Source organism: Mesorhizobium sp. LCM 4577 (assembly GCF_001854795.2).
Classification (GTDB): domain Bacteria; phylum Pseudomonadota; class Alphaproteobacteria; order Rhizobiales; family Rhizobiaceae; genus Mesorhizobium; species Mesorhizobium plurifarium.
Genome location: NZ_MDDU01000001.1, coordinates 198,862 through 218,748 on the forward strand (window position 1 = coordinate 198,862; position 19,887 = coordinate 218,748).

The following is a 19,887-nucleotide window of genomic DNA, read 5'->3' on the forward strand; positions in this document are numbered from 1 at the left end:
CCCGGCCACGGGGTATGACTACGCAGGGCTGCCTCTGGATGGGGGCGACGGTTTCGCTATGTGTGCGGCGCTCCCTGGGGTACTTGTGGGTTGGGGATCGAATCGTCCTGATTGGATACGACGCAACTAATAGCCTCGCGCTTGAAGCGATATAAGTACGAGGAATATTTGGGGGGCAATTTTGACTTCGAAGACCGATAAACTGGAGGCCTTTCAGAAATACGTTTCCCTTCTGAAAGGGGACGAAAAGGGGGAGGCGCAGGTATTCTGCGACCGCCTTTTCCAAGGCTTCGGGCACGAAGGCTATAAGGAAGCCGGGGCCGAGCTTGAGTACCGCATCAAGAAGAATTCCAGCGGTGGCAGAAGCTTCGCCGATCTCGTCTGGAAGCCCCGCGTCCTGATTGAGATGAAGAAGCGCGGCGAGAACCTATACGCGCACTACAAGCAGGCCTTCGAATACTGGATTCACGCTGTCCCGAACCGGCCGCGATATGTCGTCCTGTGCAACTTCGATGAGTTCTGGATATACGATTTCGACAAGCAGATCGACGAACCTGTCGATATCGTAAAAGTCGCCGACCTGGCCTTGCGGCACACCGCGCTTAATTTCCTGTTTCCGGACGGCCCGCCGCCAATCTTCAAAAACGACTTGGAGGAGGTTTCACGCGAGGCTGCGGACAAAGTCGCAGGATTGTTCAACCGGCTTGTAGCAAGGGGCATTGAGCGCGGCAAGGCGCAGCGCTTCGTCCTTCAGCTGGTTGTCGCGATGTTCAGCGAAGACATTGGCCTTCTACCTGCGGGAACGGTGCTGCGTCTCGCCGATGACTGCCTGAACAAAGGCCAAAGCTCCTACGATTTGTTCGGCGGCTTATTCACCCAGATGAACACGTCAAAGCCGGCTACCGGTGGCCGCTTTAAGGACGTACCGTATTTCAACGGGGGTGTCTTCCAGAACGTGGAGCCGATCGAACTGACGCCCGACGAGCTACTGTTGATCGCCAGCGATAAGAAGGGCGACGAGGGGGCTGCACGGAAAAACTGGTCGAAGGTTAATCCAGCGATCTTCGGAACAATCTTCCAGCAAAGCATGGACGCCAAGGAACGCCATGCTTACGGCGCCCATTTTACGTCCGAAGCCGACATAATGCGCATCGTCATTCCGACGATCACAAGGCCGTGGCAGGAAAAGATCGAAGCGGCCGGCAACATGAAAGACCTTCTCGCCCTGCGCGGCGAACTCATGAAATTCAGGATTCTGGATCCCGCCTGCGGCAGCGGCAATTTTCTCTATGTGGCCTATCGCGAACTGGTGCGCATCGAAATCGCGCTGATGACCAAGCTCAAAGCGACCGTCAGCGACAAGAGCTTCGCGGAACACGCGAAGACTGTCTCCCTAATCAGCCCGCGCCAATTCTATGGGCTTGACCGTGACTCCTTCGGCGTCGAGCTGGCGAAAGTCACTCTGATGCTGGCTAAGAAACTCGCGCTGGACGAGGCGATAGAGGTCATGGAACGTGACCAAATCGAGTTGTCGCTTCACGGCGACGACGCCCTGCCCCTAGACAACCTCGACGCCAACGTTGTGTGCGACGACGCGCTCTTCTGTGATTGGCCGGAAGTCGATGCAATCATCGGAAACCCGCCGTATCAGTCAAAGAACAAGATCATCGACGAATTAGGGCGGGCTTACGTGAACCGCGTGCGCCGTGCCTACCCAGGCGTTCCCGGTCGCGCCGACTACTGTGTGTACTGGTTCAGGAAAGCGCACGATCACCTCAAGCCAGGGCAGCGAGCGGGCCTTGTGGGGACCAACACTATACGGCAGAACTACTCTCGTATCGGGGGGTTGGACTACGTCGTGTATAATGGCGGCACGATTGTCGAGGCGGTTTCAACCCAGGTCTGGTCAGGCGACGCTGTCGTTCACGTGTCGATCGCCAATTGGTTGAAGGGACCGCTAAAGGGTAAAAAGACGATATTCCGGCAGGTTGGCGACAGGCTAGATTCCCCGTGGGAGATGAAGGCTCTGGACAAGATAGGTCCTTCGCTATCCTTCGAGCTTGATGTCAGCATCGCCCAACCGATCAAGGCGAACTCGTCATCGACAGCCTGCTACCAGGGGCAGACGCATGGACATGAAGGATTCCTGCTGAGCGCAGCAGAGGCGGCAAACCTCGCCAAGCGTGACACCGGTGTCGCGAAATACATCCACCCTTTCCTAATAACCGACGATCTGATCGGTACACTCGACGGCTTGCCATCCCGTTACGTGATCGACTTCGAAGAAATGGAGCTGATAGAGGTCCAGAAGAAATACAGCCATGCGGCAAAGCTGCTCGAAACCCGGGTGCTGGCTGATCGCATGAAGGCGGCCGCGAAAGAGAAGGAGCGAAACGACGAAGCGCTTGCTGACGACGAAGACGCCAAAACGGCCAAGGATCATGAGAACGCGCTAAAATACTGGTGGCGCCTGTTTAGGCGCCGTAGTGAGTTACTGTCACACATTGAAACTTTGGACCGCTATATCGTTTGCGGCCGGGTGACCAAGCGCCCGATATTCGCGTTCATCGATCCGCGCATACGGCCTAATGACTCTTTGACCGCCTTTCCCCTCGACGACGATTACTCGTTCGGAATCTTGCAATCGAGTATCCATTGGCGGTGGTTCGTAGCCCGGTGCTCTACTTTGAAGAGTGACCCCCGCTATACTTCGAATACGGTATTCGACTCTTTCCCCTGGCCGCAGAAGCCGACGACGGCAACCGTCAAAGCCGTCGCCCAGGCCGCCAAGGCGTTACGAGAATGCCGGCTGAAGCAGCAGGCCAGTCATGAGCTTACACTGCGCGAACTCTACCGAAGCCTTGACCTACCCGGCGCGTCAGCCCTGAAAGACAGTCTGACGAAGCTTGATGACGCCGTCCGGAAAGCCTTCGGCATGACGAAATCCGAAGACCCACTTGGTTTCCTCCTCGACCTGAATGGCACATTGGTGAAGCGCGAGGCCGCGGGCGAAGCGGTAATCGGCCCTGGCATCCCGCCCGGTATCTCAAGGAAAGTCGCCCGTCTGAGCAGCGATTTTATCAGCCTGCCGTGACTTCCGGGGCGGCTAGGCCGCGCTGGTTCCGATCATTGAAGAGTAACCTGCCCACCTTCGGATTGACCAGTTTTCGAAGGATCGTCGGCGCAAAGCCACTCGGTTTTGATACAGGCGATCGCGGGACTGGAGCATGACGCGACGCCCTGGCTGATTTTGCAGATGCTGCATCCGTCGTTGAATTGTTGGCAGGTCGGATTTTCCCGAATCTTCTCCGCAAGCGTGCCCGTGGCAGAAGCCTGTCCCGCGAAAAGCACCGAAACCGCCATTGCTGCCAGTAATATTCGCATGGGTTCTCCAAGCTCCAGGTGTCCATTTGGCGCACAGTATCGTTCCAACTGTATGCCCTGTCGACGTGGTCCAAGATGATAAACCTTACCCCGATCGACCTGCCGGCAATTGAAGCTTATCGGACAGTTTTGGCAGTGATCATTGTATCAAGGTCCGGTACCAAGCCAGTGCGGCGCCTGCGTGGGCCGGCTATCCAGGCATTGGATCAAGACCCCGACATCAATTGATCGTATGCGCGGTGTCGTCGCCGATGAGGTTCGACGGCAAGCAAGGCCGGGGAACTTCCTGAACACCCGGAGCCAGTAGGCAACACGATTGCGTCAGTTCACCGTGCTAAATTCGGACTATTGGTTCAACGTGCGTGGTGCGCAGATGCTCTATTACGTCATTTGCAACGATGAGGATTGGCGACATTCTTTTGCCAATCCCGTCCTAGCAGAAGCTGAAAGCGAGGCCGCACGGCGCGCGTTGGACGGGCATAGAGTCAAGATCGAGACTTGGCCCGTAGGCGTTCTCGTATCGCAGCCCAATGTGATTCGGGAATTCAACGCAGAATGAGCTTCCGTAAAGCAACAATGCCCTTGTAAAAGAAAAAGCGGCACCGTATTTGTGTGTTGCTGTCGGCGATAGCCCGCAACTCATCTTGCATGTTACCCTGATTAATCCTTCGGGACGACCTTGTGTGACCTGTATCGAGACCCATCGGGTTCTCTCAGTTGACAACTCCAACGCGACGGAGTTGCTGGTTGCCGGCGGCTAGCAATGGAGGTGAGCATGCGGAAAAAATCCACACTCGCTGACCTTGCTTGCAAGTATCTGCCGCTGGTAATCGGGCTCGTTGAGCTCGCGAACCATGTGTTGGAACTTGTGAGCAAGGTCGTCAACTATGTCCGTTCGGTTCCACAGTTTCGACTATTCCTATCTCCGAAAAGGGAAGCCGGTCTTTGTGCCTAGCCCTCGCGGCAAGGAAATCGGCTACGACATCAAGGGCAAGGTCGAAGAAGCGTTTTCGTTCGACCCTTTCGTTTATCACTTTCGGCCCGGTGGACATGTTGGGGCGCTTCACGCGCATCGGAACCGGGCGATCTTCTCCCGCGTCGATATAGAAACGTTCTTCTACGGCATCGGAAGAAATCGCGTCGTCCGCGCTTTGCGTGACATTGGGATTGAGCGTGCGAACCACTATGCGCGGTGGTCTACGGTCAAAAGTCCTTACGGGGAACCGAACTATGCCTTGCCCTACGGCTTCGTCCAGTCGCCGATCCTTGCAAGCCTTGTTTTGATGACATCGCCCGTCGGCAACTACCTTCGCGACCTGCCGAACGATCTAACGAAGTCGGTCTACATGGACGACATAGCGCTGTCCGGGGACAGCCTTGAGGCCGTCACTGTTGCGTTCAATGGACTGCTAGCGGTGCTTGAGCAGTCCGGTTTCCAGATCAATTCGGAAAAGACGCGCCAACCCGGCCCGGCGATGGACATTTTTAATTGCGATCTAGCACCCGGCGAGGCCGTGGTGCGCGAGGATCGAAAGGCCGAGTTTTATGACGGCGATCCGTCCGCTGCGAGCGCAGCGGCGTTCGAGAGATATTGCGGCACCGTCGARCAAGGCAATGCGCCGCCTCCGGTCGTCTCCAATGATCCGGTTTTATGACCCGGAAAAGTGTTTCGGTTGCGATTTCTGCGTTTCATCTAAGCTATTGTGTTTTTGTATAAAATAGATTCGGCTGTGCGCCATTGAACCCCAGCGTCTCGATTGGGAATCTCCCTGCTGGGACCGATCGTGTTGCCGAGGCTTCGAAGGCCTGGGACGGAAGCTGGCGGTGCGCGATGGTAAGGACATCGATCAGCCTCGACTCGAAGTGTAATTATTCCACTTCATGATCCAGATCGTCGGCCTGCCGGACAAGGCGGTGGCCGAAAGCCGCGAGCGCGTGCAGGCAGCGCTCCATGCATCCGGCCTGTCGATGCCGTCGAAGAAGGTGACGGTGAACCTCGCGCCGGCCGATCTCCCCAAGGAAGGCAGCCATTACGACCTGCCGATCGCGCTCGGCCTGATGGCGGCGCTTGGCGCCATTCCGGGCGACATGCTGGCCGGCTATGTGGTGCTTGGCGAATTGTCGCTCGACGGCACGATCGCGGGCGTGGCCGGCGCGCTGCCGGCGGCCATCGGCGCCAATGCGGAGAACAAGGGCCTGATCTGCCCCTTCGCCTGCGGGCCGGAGGCGGCCTGGGCCGGCAAGGATTTCGACATCCTTGCGCCGCGCAGCCTGATCGCCATCGCCAACCATTTTCGCGGCACGCAGGTGCTGTCGCGGCCCGAGGCCGGCATCCAGCTGGCGGCGCGCGATCTTCCCGACCTCGCCGACATCAAGGGCCAGGAAAGCGCCAAGCGGGCGCTGGAGGTGGCGGCCGCCGGCGGGCACAATCTCCTGATGGTCGGGCCGCCCGGCGCCGGCAAGTCGATGCTGGCGCAGCGGCTGCCCTCGATCCTGCCGCCGCTGGCGCCCAAGGAGCTGCTCGAAGTCTCGATGATCGCGTCCGTCGCCGGCGAGCTCGGCGAAGGCAAGCTCACCGACCGGCGGCCGTTCCGCGCCCCGCATCACTCCGCTTCGATGGCGGCGATGGTCGGCGGCGGCCTGCGCGCGCGTCCAGGCGAAGCCTCGCTCGCCCATCACGGCGTGCTGTTCCTCGACGAATTGCCGGAATTTTCACCGCAGACGCTGGACGCGTTGCGCCAGCCGCTGGAGACGGGCGACTGCATGATCGCGCGCGCCAACCACCGCGTCACCTATCCGGCGCGCATCCAACTGGTGGCCGCGATGAATCCGTGCCGCTGCGGCATGTCGGGCGAGCCCGGCTATCGCTGCCTGCGCGGCGACCGTTGCCGCACCGAGTACCAGGCGCGCATTTCCGGTCCGATGCTCGACCGCATCGACCTTCGGATCGAGGTGCCGGCGGTCTCGGCAAGCGACCTGATCCGGCCGGACAAGGCCGAGACGAGCGCCGCGGTGGCGCAGCGCGTGGCGCGTGCGCGCACCATCCAGCGCGAACGGCTGGAACGGCTGGGGGCTGCCGCCACCACCAACGCGCATTGCCCGCCTTCGATCATCGAGGAGGTCGCCAAGCCCGATGCCGCCGGCCTGACGCTGCTCAAGGACGCCAGCGAAAAGCTCGGCTTCTCGGCGCGGGCCTATCACCGCGTCTTGAAGGTGGCGCGCACGCTGGCCGACCTCGACGCCAGCGAAACCGTCGGCCGCATCCATCTCGCCGAGGCGATTTCCTATCGCATGAGCGCGGAGCGGATGGCGCAGGCGGCTTGATCGCGCAATCACCCAGGCGCTGTCAGAGTGACGAGCCTCACGCTCCCGTCAGCGCACCATGGACGAGCGCGCGCAGCTCCTTGCGCACCGGAATAGCGCTCGAAGGCAGCAGTTGCGTGAAGAGAATGACCACCATGTCGTCGACCGGACTCACCCAGAAGAAGGTGCCTGCCGCCCCGCCCCAGCCATAATCGCCCGCTTGCGCCGAAATTTGCGCCTTGGCCGGATCGAGGACGACGGAGCCCAACAGACCGAACCCGACGCCGTCAAACTGAGTCTCGGCCCAAACCTCGGTTGCCAACGAAGCAAGATCGCCCGGCAGATGATTGCATGCCGCCAATCTCAGAGTGCGGGAACTGAGGATGCGCTCGCCGTTCAGCTCACCTCCAGCACGCAGCATTTCGGCAAACCGCCAGTAATCGTCGATGGTTCCGACGAGCCCACCGCCGCCGCAAAACGTATCAACCTTGCCTTGCCGCCATGCCGAAACCTCTGGCGCTTCGTTCAAGGCCATGCCGGCCGCGGTCACCTCATACATCGGGGGAAAGCGGCCGATCCCGGTGTCCGGTACGGAGAAGCCGGTGTCGGCCATGCCGAGGGGCTCAAAAATGCGCTTCGCAAAGTACTTGTCGAGCGTCAGTCCGGAAACGACTTCCACGATGCGGCCGATGACATCGGACCCCGCGCTGTATTGCCACCGCGTGCCGGGCTCCCATTCCAATGGTAGCTCGGCGATCCTGCGCACCATCTTGTCGAGCCCGCCATAGTCCTTGGCGAGGCCGAGCGCTTCCTTGGCATAGGCCTCACCAAGCAGGCGCGGGCCGGTAAAGAGGCTCAGGCCCGATGTGTGGGTCAGCAGATGATGGATCGTCGGCCTCGTTTTGACGGGCACCGTCTGGTCGAGCGAGGTTGCGCCCGGTATCAAAAGCTGCATGTCCTTGAATTCCGGCAGGTAGACTTCGACCGGATCGTCGAGATGCACGCGCGCCTCCTCGTACAGCATCAACAGCGCGACGGCGGTGACCGCTTTGGTCATCGAGTAGATGCGGGCGATGAGGTCACGTTGCCAAGGCCGCCTGGCTTCGACGTCGGCGTATCCGGCGCAGTCGAAAAAGGCGAGCTTTCCGTGGCGGGCGATGAGCACGGCGCCACCAGGCCAGCGCCCGGTGTCGGCATAGCGCTGCATCCACCGCTTCAGTCGCTTCAGCCGCGTCGTGTCGAAGCCGAGATCCGCGGGGTCGCGAACTGGTTCGCCGCCAAATTGACTCATCGCACCAATGTCCCCTCGCAATGGAAGGCCTTTTGTGAAGCGCCTCAGTTTGAAAGCGATGCGGTGGTTCGCGGCGCGAAGAAACATGTCCATCGCATCCGCAATTTGCCGACGCGGTACGTCGGATAGAGATTTTCACAGATATGGTACTTGTCGTCGGGAGCCGATTGGACGCGATCTCGTGGGACAAACCATTCGCCCGTCGGCGGGTCATTGCGGGCATAGGGCTGCGGTTGCCTGACGTAATAGCCCTCCGGCGTCGATCTGACATCGCTTGACGTGACAGGATGACAATCGTGACCGCCGCAGCATTCGAGATGGAGAACCGGGTCGGTTTTGCCCGAATACCAGCTGTGGGCGTTGGCGTGGCTGGCCGAAACAAGACATACCCAGGCTAGATGCCCCAGAAACCGGCCCATGGATTTGCGCCCTCTCGCCTTTGCTTATATCATATTAGCATAATCTAATCTATTGGCTGAGGTCGCATAACTTGGCGCATAGGTCTGACTGAAACCGAGTCCGATCAGGCCGCGCGCGTCGCCTGTGCAATCAACGGCGGTCGCGGCGTAATCCATCTTAGGTCGCGGTCGAACCGTCCCGCACCAATCCTTCCATTGTTCACGTCAGTCGGTTGCGGGGATCAGCTTCTGCAATGTCGGCGCCAGGATCATGCCGAAGGTCAGGACATCGCCATAGGCCCGCGCGGAAATCATCGCCCCGTGCACGGTCGCCATGAAGGCTTCCGCTTCGGCGCGCGGCGCGGCGGCGATCGTCAATGTCCCCTGCGCGGCGCCGCGCTCGAAGACGCGGGTCAGCCACCCCGAGAGAAACTGAAAATAGGCCCGGACCTCCACGGCCACCTCAGGCGGAAGGGCCGGAAGTTCGCTGGCGAGCAAGGCGCAGACGCAGATCGGCCTGCTCGCGTCCTTGATGCACTGCGCCCAGAAGCCGGTATAGGTTCGCAGCAACTCGGCCGGCCCGGGCACATTGCGTTCCAGTTCCGTCATGCCCGTGACGGCGTCCTCGAGATAGCGCCTGACCAGGGTCTGCACGAGGTCGACCTTGCTCGGAAAATGATGATGGATGCTGGCCTTGCGGATACCGACCACCTCGGCGATATCGGCGTAGCTGAAGCCGTTATAGCCGCCGGCGACGATGAAGCGTCGCGCGGCGGCCAGTATGTCATCGGCGGTATTCGAAGGGGCAGTGTTCGAGGGCTTATCCATGGACATGCCTAACCTCCAGCGTCGGAAATCTCAACGCGCGGCTTGCGGCGACTTGGCGAGGATATCGCTGACCGAAAGCCACACGGCGGACACCAGGAAGTAGAAGGCGCCGAAAGCGGCATAGGGCGCCACGTTGGCGATGCCGATTGCCTCCGTGCCGCCCGCCATCCTGACGAAGAATAGGCCGGCCAGCGCCGACTGGGCGCCGCTCAGGATCATCGCCCACTGAGCGCCATTGGTCTTCCAGCGACGCAGCGCGGTGAGCAGCTGAAACGCTCCGGAGATCGCGGCCCAGACGCCATAGACCGCGAGCACCGCGTTCATGCTGTGGCCAAGCGCGATGGCGACCGCGATCGCGGTGAGGATGCTGACGACGAAATTGAGCAGCTGCGACCGGTTGCGGCCGAGACCGCCGCTGCGCTTCGCGTCGACATAGTTGGCGAGCGCGTCCCAGGCGGGGTAAGCCACCAGCATGACCGCGGCGAGCGTCGGAACCGTCCCGGCGACGGTGAAGGTCGCTAGGACCCAGGCCGCCGATACGGCAAAGCGCAGATAATAGTAGCTTTTGAGCCAAGCGTTCGAAGACGGGGCGCGGCTGTGATCGTTCATTTGTCCAGACATGGTCGGATCTCTCGTTTAGTTTGCCTACCAACTAGTAGGTAGATTTCTAACTGTCAAGGCATCCTGGGCCGGCCGGCGATCACCTTGACATCTCATCTATGTGATCGGCGCACTTGCCGGCTGGCGACGGCCGTTTTCCCCGCCTGGCGCGCGGGCGCGAACCGCCATAGGCTTGTGTCGAAGTGAATTAATAGAGGAGGCGAAGGGTATGTTCAGGAAAGGGATCGTCGTGGCTGCCGCGGCGTTGATATTGGGCAGTGTTTTGCACGCTTCAGCCGCAGGTCAAGGAGGGCATGGCGCACGGAACCATGTTGTAAAACATGGCTCCGGAACCCATAAGGTCAAACAAGGCATACGAAAGCCTGCCGTAAAAGCTGGCGGCAAGAGTCGGAAGTTGACTGCATCTCACCTAGCGCAGCCCAACAACAACGTTGCCGTGGGCGGGCCTTATGTCGGTTTGAAATACATCGGAAACGTTCCATGACGAGCCGCTGCCGTTCAGGCGATCGGCCGCCGGCGCCTACCGCAGGCGCTCCCGTGCCTTCAGCTCCAGCCGCCGCGCGTGCAGCACCGGCTCCGTATAGCCGTTGGGTTGGCTGGTCCCCTTGAACACCAGGTCGCAGGCGGCCTGGAAGGCGATGGAATTGTCGAAGTCCGGCGCCATCGGGCGGTAGAGCGGGTCGCCGACATTCTGGCGGTCGACGATCGCCGCCATGCGCTGCAGCGAATCCCGGACCTGGATTTCCGAGCACACCTTGTGGCGCAGCCAGTTGGCGATGTGCTGCGAGGAGATGCGCAGCGTGGCGCGGTCCTCCATCAGGCCGACATCGTTGATGTCGGGCACTTTCGAGCAGCCGACGCCCTGGTCGATCCAGCGCACGACATAGCCGAGGATGCCTTGCGCGTTGTTGTCGAGCTCGCGCTGGATCTCGTCCGGCGTCCAGTTCGGCCGCCTTGCTACCGGCACCGACAGAATGTCGTCGAGCTTGGCCTTCGGCCGGCTCTTCAGCGCCGCTTGGACTGCGTGCACGTCGACCTTGTGATAATGCGTGGCGTGCAGCGTCGCGGCCGTCGGCGAGGGCACCCAGGCGGTGTTGGCGCCGGCCTTGGGATGCGCGATCTTCTCAGCCAGCATCGCCGCCATCAGGTCCGGCATCGCCCACATGCCCTTGCCGATCTGGGCATGGCCGGCGAGCCCGCATTCGAGCCCCGTGTCGACGTTCCACGCCTCATAGGCGGAAATCCAGGCGGCCTGCTTCATGTCGCCCTTGCGGATCATCGGGCCGGCTTCCATCGAGGTGTGGATCTCGTCGCCGGTGCGGTCGAGGAAGCCGGTGTTGATGAACACGACGCGCTCGCGCGCCGCGCGGATCGCCTCCTTGAGGTTGACGGTGGTGCGCCGCTCCTCGTCCATGATACCCATCTTGATGGTGTTCCTGGCCATGCCGAGCAGCGCTTCGACGCGGTCGAAGATCTCGACGGCGAAGGCGACCTCTTCGGGCCCGTGCATCTTCGGTTTCACCACATACATCGAGCCGGCGCGGGAATTGGCGCGGCGGCCATTCTCGCCGACATCGTGCAGCGCGATCAGCGCGGTGACCGCGGCATCCATGATGCCCTCCGGCACCTCGTTGCCGTCGCGATCGACAATCGCCGGATTGGTCATCAGGTGGCCGACATTGCGCACCAGCATCAACGAGCGCCCCGGCAAAAGCAGCTGGCCGCCGTTCGGCGCCGTGTAGCGGCGGTCGGGATTGAGCTTGCGGACAAAAGTCTTGCCACCCTTGGTGATCTCTTCGGCGAGATCGCCCTTCATCAGGCCGAGCCAGTTGCGGTAGACGACGACCTTGTCCTCGGCATCGACGGCTGCGACCGAATCCTCGCAGTCCTGGATGGTGGTCAAGGCCGATTCCAGGATGACCTCGGCGATGCCGGCCGGATCGGTCTTGCCGATCTGGTTGGCGCGGTCGATCACGATCTCGATATGCAGGCCGTTCTTCACCAGAAGCACGGCTTCCGGCGTGGCGGCATCGCCGCGATAGCCGGCGAACTGTTTTGGGTCGGCCAGCGTCGTGGCGCCGGCGCCCTCGCCGGCTTTCAGCGCGCCGTTCGCCACCGAGAGCCCGTTGACGCCGGCCCATTTGCCGGTGGTCAGCGGCACCGATTGGTCGAAGAAATCCTTCGCCCAGGCGATCACCCTGGCGCCGCGCGCCGGATTGAAACCCTTGCCCTTCTCAGCGCCGCCGGTCTCGGGAATGGCGTCGGTGCCGTAGAGCGCGTCATAGAGCGAGCCCCAACGGGCGTTGGCGGCATTGAGCGCATAGCGCGCATTCATCACCGGTACGACCAGCTGCGGCCCCGCGACGACGGCGATCTCGGGATCGACATTGACCGTCGAGACGCTGAAGGCCGGGCCTTCCGGCACCAGATAGCCGATCTCTTTCAGGAAGCCTTTGTAAGCCTCCATGTCGATCGGCGCGCCGTTCTCGCGGTACCAGCCGTCGAGCTTTTCCTGCATGGCGTCGCGCCTGGCGAGCAGCGCGCGGTTCTTCGGCGCGAGGTCGTGGACGATCGCCGAAAAGCCTTCCCAGAATTTTTCCGGGTCGATGCCGGTGCCGGGCGTGGCTTCTTCGGCCACGAAGTCATGGAGCTCCCGGGCAATCCGCAACCCGGCGATCTCGATGCGGTCGGTCATCTGCACGTCTCCAGATATAGCTTTGCCGGGGCCTTTGGCATGTTTGGGGTTGCGGGGTCAATTCGGCTTAGGGTGTAGGAGGCGCGGCCTTCCCCTTCTCCCCTTGTGGGAGAAGGTGTCGCCGAAGGCGACGGATGAGGGATGCTCCAGGGAAAACCAACGCCTCACTCCGCTGGAACACCCCTCATCCGTCTCGGCGCTGCGCGCCGATCCACCTTCTCCCACAAGGGGAGAAGGGGGAAGCCGCCCTCACACCGCGATCCTTGGCCGTCCCGACGCCACGGCCACCACATGCGCCTCGATGAACATGCGCTGGCCCTCGATGGTCGAGACCTTGAACTCGGTGGCGACGTCGATCTCGGCGCTGTCGGTGCCCGCATCTTTCGCGCGTTCGGCCGCGATCTGCCGCACATCGGCTTCGGCCGCTTCGATTGCCTTCTCCTCCTCGGTGAAGTCGCGCACCGTCTGGCCGGAGGCGAGGCGGAACAGGCCTTCCTTGGGCTGGCTGACGCGGGCTTCGGCCGAGACGCGCACCTGGCCGACCACGGCGCCGAGCGCGTTGGCGACGTCGGTGTCCTCCGGCACGATGCAGCCATTGCCGACCAGCGGCGGCAGGCCGGCATAGTGCAGCGGCGCCGAAGCGCCGAGGCCGATGACCGGGCGGTCGAGCGCAACGGTGAAGCGGGCGATGCCGGGATGCGCGTCGACCGCGCGCTGCACCAGCGCATGCGCGACGGTGGCCGCGCCGTCCAGCCCGTCCTCGGCGAAGGCGGTTTCGAGGATATATTCGGCCGACCAGCGGGTCAGCGTCGTCAGCACGCGCTGCGAAATCTCCTCCGGCGTCGCCGCGATCGTCTGGCCGCGGCCGTCGCGCCGTCGGGCGAAAAGCTCGGCGCCGAGGCGCGCGGTGGCGGCATCCCAGTTCGACTGCTTGCCCARCACATGGGCGGCATCCGACGGCGTGAAGCCCGAGATATGCACCAGGCCCCGCGCCACCAGCCGGTTCAGCGTGGCGTTCTGCGCGTTCGACGACAGCAGCCGGTCGAGCGCCAGTGGGGTGGCGCCGATCGTCTCGTAGAGTTTCGCTTCCGGCCCGGTGAGGCCGGCGGCGAGCCGGTCCGGAACGCCAGTGCGCAAGGCGAAGCGCCCGTCCATGCGGCCTGGGTTCGGCGCACGCAACTGCCGCTCCAACTCGGATGTCACCGCCTCGCCATGCACCAGGCCGGACAGCGCCAGCGGCACCAGGCGGCGCGGCCCGAGCAGGATCTTCGGGTCGAGCGCGCCGTCTTCCAGCGTGACTTCCGAGTCGCCGCCGAGGCCGAAGGTGCGCATCGCGACCGCCTCCACCATGGTGCGGAAGCCGCCGACGGTGGCGCCTTCCGGATCGAGGCGCGGGCGGCCGCCGTCGAGCACGGCGACGTCGGTGGTGGTGCCGCCGATGTCCGAGACCATGGCGTCGTCCAGCCCGGTCATGTGGCGGGCGCCGACGAGAGAGGCGGCGGGGCCGGACAAAATGGTCTCGATCGGCCGCTGGCGGGCGAAGGCCGCCGAGACCAGGGCGCCGTCGCCGCGCACCACCATCAGCGGTGCCGCGATGCCGCGCTTGGCGAGGAACCCTTCGGTCGCGGCGACCAGCCGGTCGATCATCGAGATCAGCCTTGCGTTGAGCAGCGTGGTGAGCGCGCGGCGCGGGCCGCCGAGCTTGGCCGAAAGCTCGTGGCTGGCGGTGACCGGCAGGCCCGTGATGTCGCGAATTAGGTTTCGCGCGGCCAGCTCATGCGCCGGGTTGCGGGTGGCGAAATAGGCGCAGACGGCGAAGCCCGACACCGAGCCGCCCAGCTCGGGGAGCGCCGCCTCCAGGCCGGAAAGGTCGAGCTTCGCCGAATTGCCATGCACGTCATGGCCGCCGGGGCAGAACACCACCGGGTCGGTGCCGAGCGCGATCTTGAGGCCATCGCGGGCAAGGTCGGCCTCGGAAAAGCCGATCATGACCAGCGCCACGCGCCCACCCTGGCCCTCGACCAGCGCGTTGGTGGCGAGCGTCGTCGACATCGAGACGAGTTTTATCGAGGCAGGATCGCTCCGTGATTTCTCCAGCACCGCATCCACCGCGCCGGATATGCCGCCGGCGAGATCGTGGCGCGTGGTCAGCGACTTCGCCTTGGCCAGCACCTTGCCTTTAGGCCCGCCCTCCTCGGACCACAGCACCGCATCGGTGTAGGTGCCGCCGGTGTCGATGCCGAGGAAGAGAGGGTGAGGCTTGGCGGTCATTTTTGCGGGCAGTCCGGGTCGAGGGCTTGTTGCGAAGCCCTTAGCCGATACCGGCTGGCGGATAAAGGCGGGAGGGGTAGGCCAGGGAGGTTAGCCAATCTCCCCCCTCGTGGGGGAGATGCCCGGCAGGGCAGAGGGGGGCGCTGTCCCGCCGACCTAATCGCGCTATTCGGATGGACTTCCGAGCCCGGTCACGATCACGATATGCTGGCAAACATTATCGATGTCCCGAATGACATCGTCGTTCCAGAATCGCAAAACGGTCCAGCCATCTTTCTCCAGCCGCGCTGTCCGCGCCTCATCGCCTGCAACGGCATCAGCTTCTCCGTGCTGAGATCCGTCGACCTCAACGACGAGCTTCTTCTGCGGACAAGCGAAGTCTACGATATATCCGGCGATCGGAAACTGGCGCCGGAAGCCTAGGCCCATCAACCGATGGGCACGAAGCTCGTTCCAAAGCTTCAACTCGGCTGCTGTCATTACCTTGCGCATTGATCTGGCGTTGGCGCGGTGTTTTGGGGGCAGCGGTGTATGGGGCATTTGTATCGCTCGGTGATTGTTAAGGTTCGCGCTCTACGGCGCCCCCCTCTGTCCTGCCGGACATCTCCCCCACGAGGGGGGAGATTGGCAGCTTCGACGCCTACCCCTCGAACCCCACCCGCTTATGGCTCCCATCGCAAAACGGCTTGTTCGCCGAATGCCCGCAGCGGCACAGGAACACCTTGGTCGTGCGCGCGATCGTATGCCCCGTGCCGGTGACGATCTCGGCATTGCCTTCGACCTTCAGCGGGCCGTTGACCGTGGGCGTGACCTTGAGCGGGCCGTCCCGCGCTTCCAGCACCTGCGCTTCCTTCAGCGGCGGCTCGCCGGTGGCGGTGAAGCCTCCCTTGATGTGGCTGTTGTCGCAGAACGGCTTGTTCTGCGACAGGCCGCAGCGGCAGAGCGTGGCGCGGAACAAGGTTTCGTCACCCAGCACGATCTCGGCATGCACCGCCAGCGGGCCGTTCTCGCGCACCCGCACAGTGTTGACCACCGGCGGCTTCTCCTGTGGCCCGCCATCCTTGCGGTTGTAGGTGATGGCGCCCGACGGGCAATTCTGCGCCAGCGCCACCACCTGCTCGACGCTGGCCGCCTCCGGATGGATCCACTCGCCCGGCGCGTTGGGCACGAAGACATGCGGGTTGCCGAGCACGCAATTGCGCGAATGGATGCAGCGCTTGCCGCTGAAGGAAACGTCGATCTTCTCGCCTTCGACCGTGCCTGCCATTTGGGTGGGGTCTCCTGTTGCTGGGTGACGCAAGGCTAGGGCGGCGGCGCGAAGGGCGTCAAGCTGGCTGCAAGCGCAGCCTTGGGAGACAGGGGTTCCTCGCCCCACAAAGTGGGTACAAAGTGGGGAGAGGTGGCTCGGCGAAGCCGAGCCGGAGAGGGGAGCACCCTACGAAGGCCCCCTCTCCGTCCGCTTCGCGGCCACCTCTCCCCCATTTCATGGGGGCGAGGAACCCAAGCACGCAGAAGTCGCTGGAAGAAGCGCTCACTCCGCCAGGTCCACCGTCTCGGTCGAATGCTCGGTGCAGATGAAGCAGCAGGTGTCGCAGGGCTGGTCGTTGTCGGGGCCGACGCCGGCGGTGACGGAATCGTCGCCGTTCACCCAGGCGCCCCAGCAGATGCGCTCGCCGGGCTCGCAGGAGATCGGCACGGATTTTCGCGCCTTCGGCCGGATGAGGAACACCTTGTCGCCGCCCGGCCAGACTTTCTGGCTGTCGCGGCTGAACAGCTCCAGCGCCACGCCGTCGGAACGCTGGTTGCGCACGAACACCGACATGTCGGCGGCGAAGGCCGGCGTGGTGAGGAGAAGGAAGGCGAGCAGAGCGCGAATCATGGCGAGGTCCCCCGGGGGAGTAGAGCACGGGAGGCATCTGGAAGCACCCTCACCCGGATTGCCAGCCGAATTGCGAAGGGCAATTCGGGGCAATCCGACCTCTCCCCAAGGGGAGAGGAGGGCGCCGGCGCCTCCGCTGTCCTCTTCTCCCCTCGGGGAGAAGGTGGCCGCGAAGCGGCCGGATGAGGGGGCCTCGCTACCGCCTCACCACCACATGCGGCGCGAATGTCTTCACCGCATCCACCAGGTCCTGCCCCCGCGCATCCAGCGAGGAGATCTCCATATGCACGATGTTCCGGCCGAAAGGCATCAGGCCGAAGGCGTTTGCGGAGGAGTAGCGGATCGCGTCGGGCGGCTCCTCGGTGAGCTCGAAATTGAGCATCGCCGCGCCCTTGCCGCCGGCGGCAAGCCGCACGCTGCGCACCGTGCTCCACGGCACCAGCACGTCGCCGGCGCGAGTATCGCGGAAACCTTGGCTGTCCAGCACCACCTTGACCGACGTGTCGAAGGCGCCGCGCGCGATGAAAGCGCCGAGCGCGAGACAGGCGGCGGCGAGCAGCGCGATCCACAGCACATGCCCGCCATCCGCGCCCGAGGCCACGCCCTGCAGCGCGCCGAAGCCGAAGATGCCGCCGATCAGGAACGGTCCGACGGCGGGCAGGATCTTTCCCGACGGGCTGTTGCGGAGTTCGAGCGGCGCGGCCATGGCCTTGCCACTCAACGCTCCGCCTTCAGAAGAGTCCAGATCCAGCCGATGAAGGTCAGCACCAGGAACGGATAGCCGAGCGCAGGCAAGGGCGACGACGTGGGCAGCAGCGGCGCGCCCCACAGGATCATCAGGACCGAGACGGCGAAGAGCGCGGTGGCGACGAAGGCCGTGAACCGCATCCAGAGCGCGAAAGTGGCCGGCGCGCTGACCATCACCAGCCCCGCCGCCCACAGCGCAATGCCGCCGGCATAGGAAGGCACGGAGGCCTGCAAGCCCGCCGCGTTGCCGGCCAGAAGCAGGCTTTCGCGGGCGAGGAAAGTCAGGAACCCGGCCGCGACGAGATCATTGCCGAGCCGCTGGTATTTCATGGTGAGCAGCGCCGCCGCGACGACGACGCCCACGCCGTCGATGGTCCACAGCGTCTCGCGCAGCGCGTCGCTGGCAACGAAAGTGCCCGCCATGCCCAAAGCGCCGCCGATGGCGAGGCCGATCGCGGCGACGGTATCCGAGGTGGAGCGCATGTGGTGTCTCCCCAAGCCGGGGAGAGGATACAACGCGGTGGTCCAATCTAGAAGGGACAAGCCAACTTGCCGGGACGGCCGGGGTTTGCGCGTTGAACACCTTACCGCCTCTATCGGGCGTCCGCAGTGCAGCTCTCTCCAAATCCGCCCGCACTTGCTCTCCAAAAGCAGAGCCGACATACTTCTCGACTACCATTCACGCCTGCTTGTCGAAGGAGCTCTGCCTCGTGGATTTAATACTCGCACCTCTGACGATGCTGAACAAAATCGGCGAAGACATATATTCTGCCTTAAAGGGCACCGTGTCTTATGGTGTCTCAAGGCTAATTTCGGAGCTAGAACTCGGACTCACCCGTTATCTCACTGACAAATACGCCAGGCTCTCAAAGACCAAAACCCTTCTTTCACCACTGACCCCAATTTTCCTTGAGGATATCTTCGTCGAGYCATCTTTTAGTTCTCGCGACAACAAGTTTGAGTTTCGGTCAATATATGAGTTACTTAACAGAGAGCGGCTCATTTGCTTTAGTGCGATTGCCGGGCAGGGTAAATCGTCGCTGGCGAAGTATCTTTTTTGCTCATTCTGCAGAGTGAACCACGGCCTTATCCCTGTTTTTGTCGAGCTACGGGACTTGGACGGACCACAACCTGACCTAGAAGCATTCGCGCTTTCGGAGCTGCGGTCTTCTTCCGCCTTCATTACAGCCGACGTTTTTGCAAACCTCCAAAAGAGTGGTCGATTTGTCTACATCCTCGATGGGTACGACGAAATAAAGCCGGACCTGCGAAGCCTTATTGCGCGCAATATCGTTGGACTTTCCAGAAAATATGATCAGCTAAAAATGATACTTACCAGCCGACCTACCCCTGACTTTACGGGATGGCACGACCTTTTCAACTATACGATTGACCCTTTTGACGAAAGAAAGATGCGATCGTTGATCGATCGATCACCTATAAGCGACACAATTAAAACTCAGTTTCTTGAAAAGCTAAATGACCTCCTAGAAACCCATCTTCCTTTTCTTGAGAACCCTTTGCTCCTAAATATGACCATACGCACGTTTATGAGCGGCGGGGAAATACCGGAGAAGATGCATCTCTTCTATCGTAAGGCCTTTGAAACCTTACGAAAGGATCATGATGACATGAAGTTTATGTACACAAGATCCTATCATTCGGGTCTCGCGGAAGACGACTTCATTCGACTTTGGCGAGCATTCTGCTTCTTTTCATACAATGAAAATACCTACAAATTCAGCAACGACGAAATCAGGAACTTTATCGCTAAATCGGTTAGTTTCTGTGACTTTTCGTGTTCGGTTGACAAGATCCTAATGGATTTCGTTGAGTCAGTGTCTCTAATTATCAAGGACGGTGACGAATATTATTTTTTACATCGCTCGTTCCAAGAGTATTTTTCTGCGGTTTTTCTTCGAAGTGAGGAGCTAAATGATAAGTGGTCATTGGTCGAGCATTTCGTTTACAGAGATGATGATGAAGAAGTAATCCCGCTGATGTTCTCAATCGACCCGATTTACTTGGAGGAAACATACCTAGAGAAAAAGCTGCATGAGGTTATCGACGAGATAGCGGCTATCTCGAACGTATATGACGCACTTTCGCTATTCTATCTCGGGCTGACGCTTACGCCAATAGGTAGTGAAGGCGCCCTTGATATTTCCTTCTTAATTAACAAGGGGGATGGGACGCCAAAACATTGGGCTTTTTGGTACCTGCTTCGTAGAATCTACAAGAGATGGCATGAGCCCGATCTAATAGCCGACTTGCAGAAAATAAGCCCTAACGTTAAGAAGCGCTACACCTTTGAGTTCGGTGAAAGAGACGGTGGTAGTAAGCAGAAATTGGCTATTTTCACAAGACTTAGGGATGACATAGTGTCATTCATGACTAGGACCAAGAATGACATCTCGCAGAGAAGAGAGAGAAGAAACGCGGTTCTCTCTCTTGTGAGGTAGTCAACCCA

Annotated in this window: 15 protein-coding genes and 1 pseudogene; 5 read left to right on the plus strand and 11 right to left on the minus strand. The window is 61.5% G+C overall.

What is annotated here, in order from left to right; all coding sequences use genetic code 11:
- The first annotated feature begins 181 nt into the window (after positions 1 to 181).
- The gene (locus tag LCM4577_RS00990; protein WP_071069097.1) at positions 182 to 3,094 is read left to right on the plus strand and encodes a DNA methyltransferase; all 2,913 of its coding nucleotides are present in this window, start codon (positions 182 to 184) and stop codon (positions 3,092 to 3,094) included.
- A 32-nt stretch (positions 3,095 to 3,126) separates the two neighbouring features.
- On the opposite strand, the gene LCM4577_RS00995 is transcribed toward LCM4577_RS00990, so the two are convergent.
- Positions 3,127 to 3,384: a hypothetical protein gene (locus tag LCM4577_RS00995; protein WP_131803406.1), complete on the minus strand. Its 258-nt coding sequence runs from the start codon at positions 3,382 to 3,384 to the stop codon at positions 3,127 to 3,129.
- A gap of 316 nt (positions 3,385 to 3,700) precedes the next feature.
- Between LCM4577_RS00995 and LCM4577_RS01000 the strand changes: the two genes are divergently transcribed.
- From LCM4577_RS01000 to LCM4577_RS01010, 3 genes and pseudogenes are all read left to right on the plus strand, one after another.
- On the plus strand, positions 3,701 to 3,943 hold the full coding sequence (locus LCM4577_RS01000) for a hypothetical protein (protein ID WP_131803408.1): 243 nt from the start codon (positions 3,701 to 3,703) through the stop codon (positions 3,941 to 3,943).
- 328 nt (positions 3,944 to 4,271) lie between these two features.
- Positions 4,272 to 5,039: a reverse transcriptase domain-containing protein gene (locus LCM4577_RS01005; protein WP_071069099.1), complete on the plus strand. Its 768-nt coding sequence runs from the start codon at positions 4,272 to 4,274 to the stop codon at positions 5,037 to 5,039.
- Positions 5,040 to 5,268: 229 nt separating this feature from the next.
- A pseudogene (locus tag LCM4577_RS01010) lies at positions 5,269 to 6,708 on the plus strand (YifB family Mg chelatase-like AAA ATPase); the annotation flags it as partial.
- A gap of 37 nt (positions 6,709 to 6,745) precedes the next feature.
- Here the strand turns inward: LCM4577_RS01010 and LCM4577_RS01015 are convergent.
- The 10 genes from LCM4577_RS01015 to LCM4577_RS01060 form a co-directional block, all read right to left on the minus strand.
- Entirely contained in the window at positions 6,746 to 8,065 is a 1,320-nt protein-coding gene (locus LCM4577_RS01015; RefSeq protein ID WP_244508187.1) for a serine hydrolase, read from the minus strand.
- A 536-nt stretch (positions 8,066 to 8,601) separates the two neighbouring features.
- On the minus strand, positions 8,602 to 9,210 hold the full coding sequence (locus LCM4577_RS01020) for a TetR/AcrR family transcriptional regulator (RefSeq protein WP_244508188.1): 609 nt from the start codon (positions 9,208 to 9,210) through the stop codon (positions 8,602 to 8,604).
- Positions 9,211 to 9,234: 24 nt separating this feature from the next.
- On the minus strand, positions 9,235 to 9,825 hold the full coding sequence (locus tag LCM4577_RS01025) for a DUF308 domain-containing protein (protein ID WP_071069101.1): 591 nt from the start codon (positions 9,823 to 9,825) through the stop codon (positions 9,235 to 9,237).
- Positions 9,826 to 10,345: 520 nt separating this feature from the next.
- Positions 10,346 to 12,520 carry a malate synthase G gene (locus LCM4577_RS01030; protein WP_071069102.1) on the minus strand — a complete coding sequence of 725 codons (2,175 nt, stop codon included), beginning with the start codon at positions 12,518 to 12,520 and terminating at the stop codon, positions 10,346 to 10,348.
- A gap of 249 nt (positions 12,521 to 12,769) precedes the next feature.
- Positions 12,770 to 14,791 carry a hydantoinase/oxoprolinase family protein gene (locus LCM4577_RS01035; protein WP_071069104.1) on the minus strand — a complete coding sequence of 674 codons (2,022 nt, stop codon included), beginning with the start codon at positions 14,789 to 14,791 and terminating at the stop codon, positions 12,770 to 12,772.
- Positions 14,792 to 14,956: 165 nt separating this feature from the next.
- Complete coding sequence (locus tag LCM4577_RS01040) at positions 14,957 to 15,331, minus strand: endonuclease domain-containing protein (protein ID WP_083354596.1); 375 nt, start codon at positions 15,329 to 15,331, stop codon at positions 14,957 to 14,959.
- Between the two features lie 100 nt (positions 15,332 to 15,431).
- On the minus strand, positions 15,432 to 16,058 hold the full coding sequence (locus tag LCM4577_RS01045; RefSeq protein WP_071069108.1) for a CDGSH iron-sulfur domain-containing protein: 627 nt from the start codon (positions 16,056 to 16,058) through the stop codon (positions 15,432 to 15,434).
- 264 nt (positions 16,059 to 16,322) lie between these two features.
- Positions 16,323 to 16,670: a hypothetical protein gene (locus tag LCM4577_RS01050; protein WP_040986485.1), complete on the minus strand. Its 348-nt coding sequence runs from the start codon at positions 16,668 to 16,670 to the stop codon at positions 16,323 to 16,325.
- A 196-nt stretch (positions 16,671 to 16,866) separates the two neighbouring features.
- Positions 16,867 to 17,391, minus strand: coding sequence for a hypothetical protein (locus LCM4577_RS01055; protein WP_131803410.1), 525 nt, complete (start codon positions 17,389 to 17,391; stop codon positions 16,867 to 16,869).
- Positions 17,388 to 17,900 (minus strand): hypothetical protein, encoded by a 513-nt coding sequence (locus tag LCM4577_RS01060; RefSeq protein WP_071069111.1) that lies wholly within the window; start codon positions 17,898 to 17,900, stop codon positions 17,388 to 17,390. The genes LCM4577_RS01055 and LCM4577_RS01060 overlap by 4 nt, the downstream gene beginning before the upstream one ends.
- A 206-nt stretch (positions 17,901 to 18,106) precedes the next feature.
- On the opposite strand from LCM4577_RS01060, the gene LCM4577_RS01065 reads away from it, so the two are divergent.
- Complete coding sequence (locus tag LCM4577_RS01065) at positions 18,107 to 19,879, plus strand: hypothetical protein (protein WP_071069113.1); 1,773 nt, start codon at positions 18,107 to 18,109, stop codon at positions 19,877 to 19,879.
- Positions 19,880 to 19,887 lie beyond the last annotated feature (8 nt).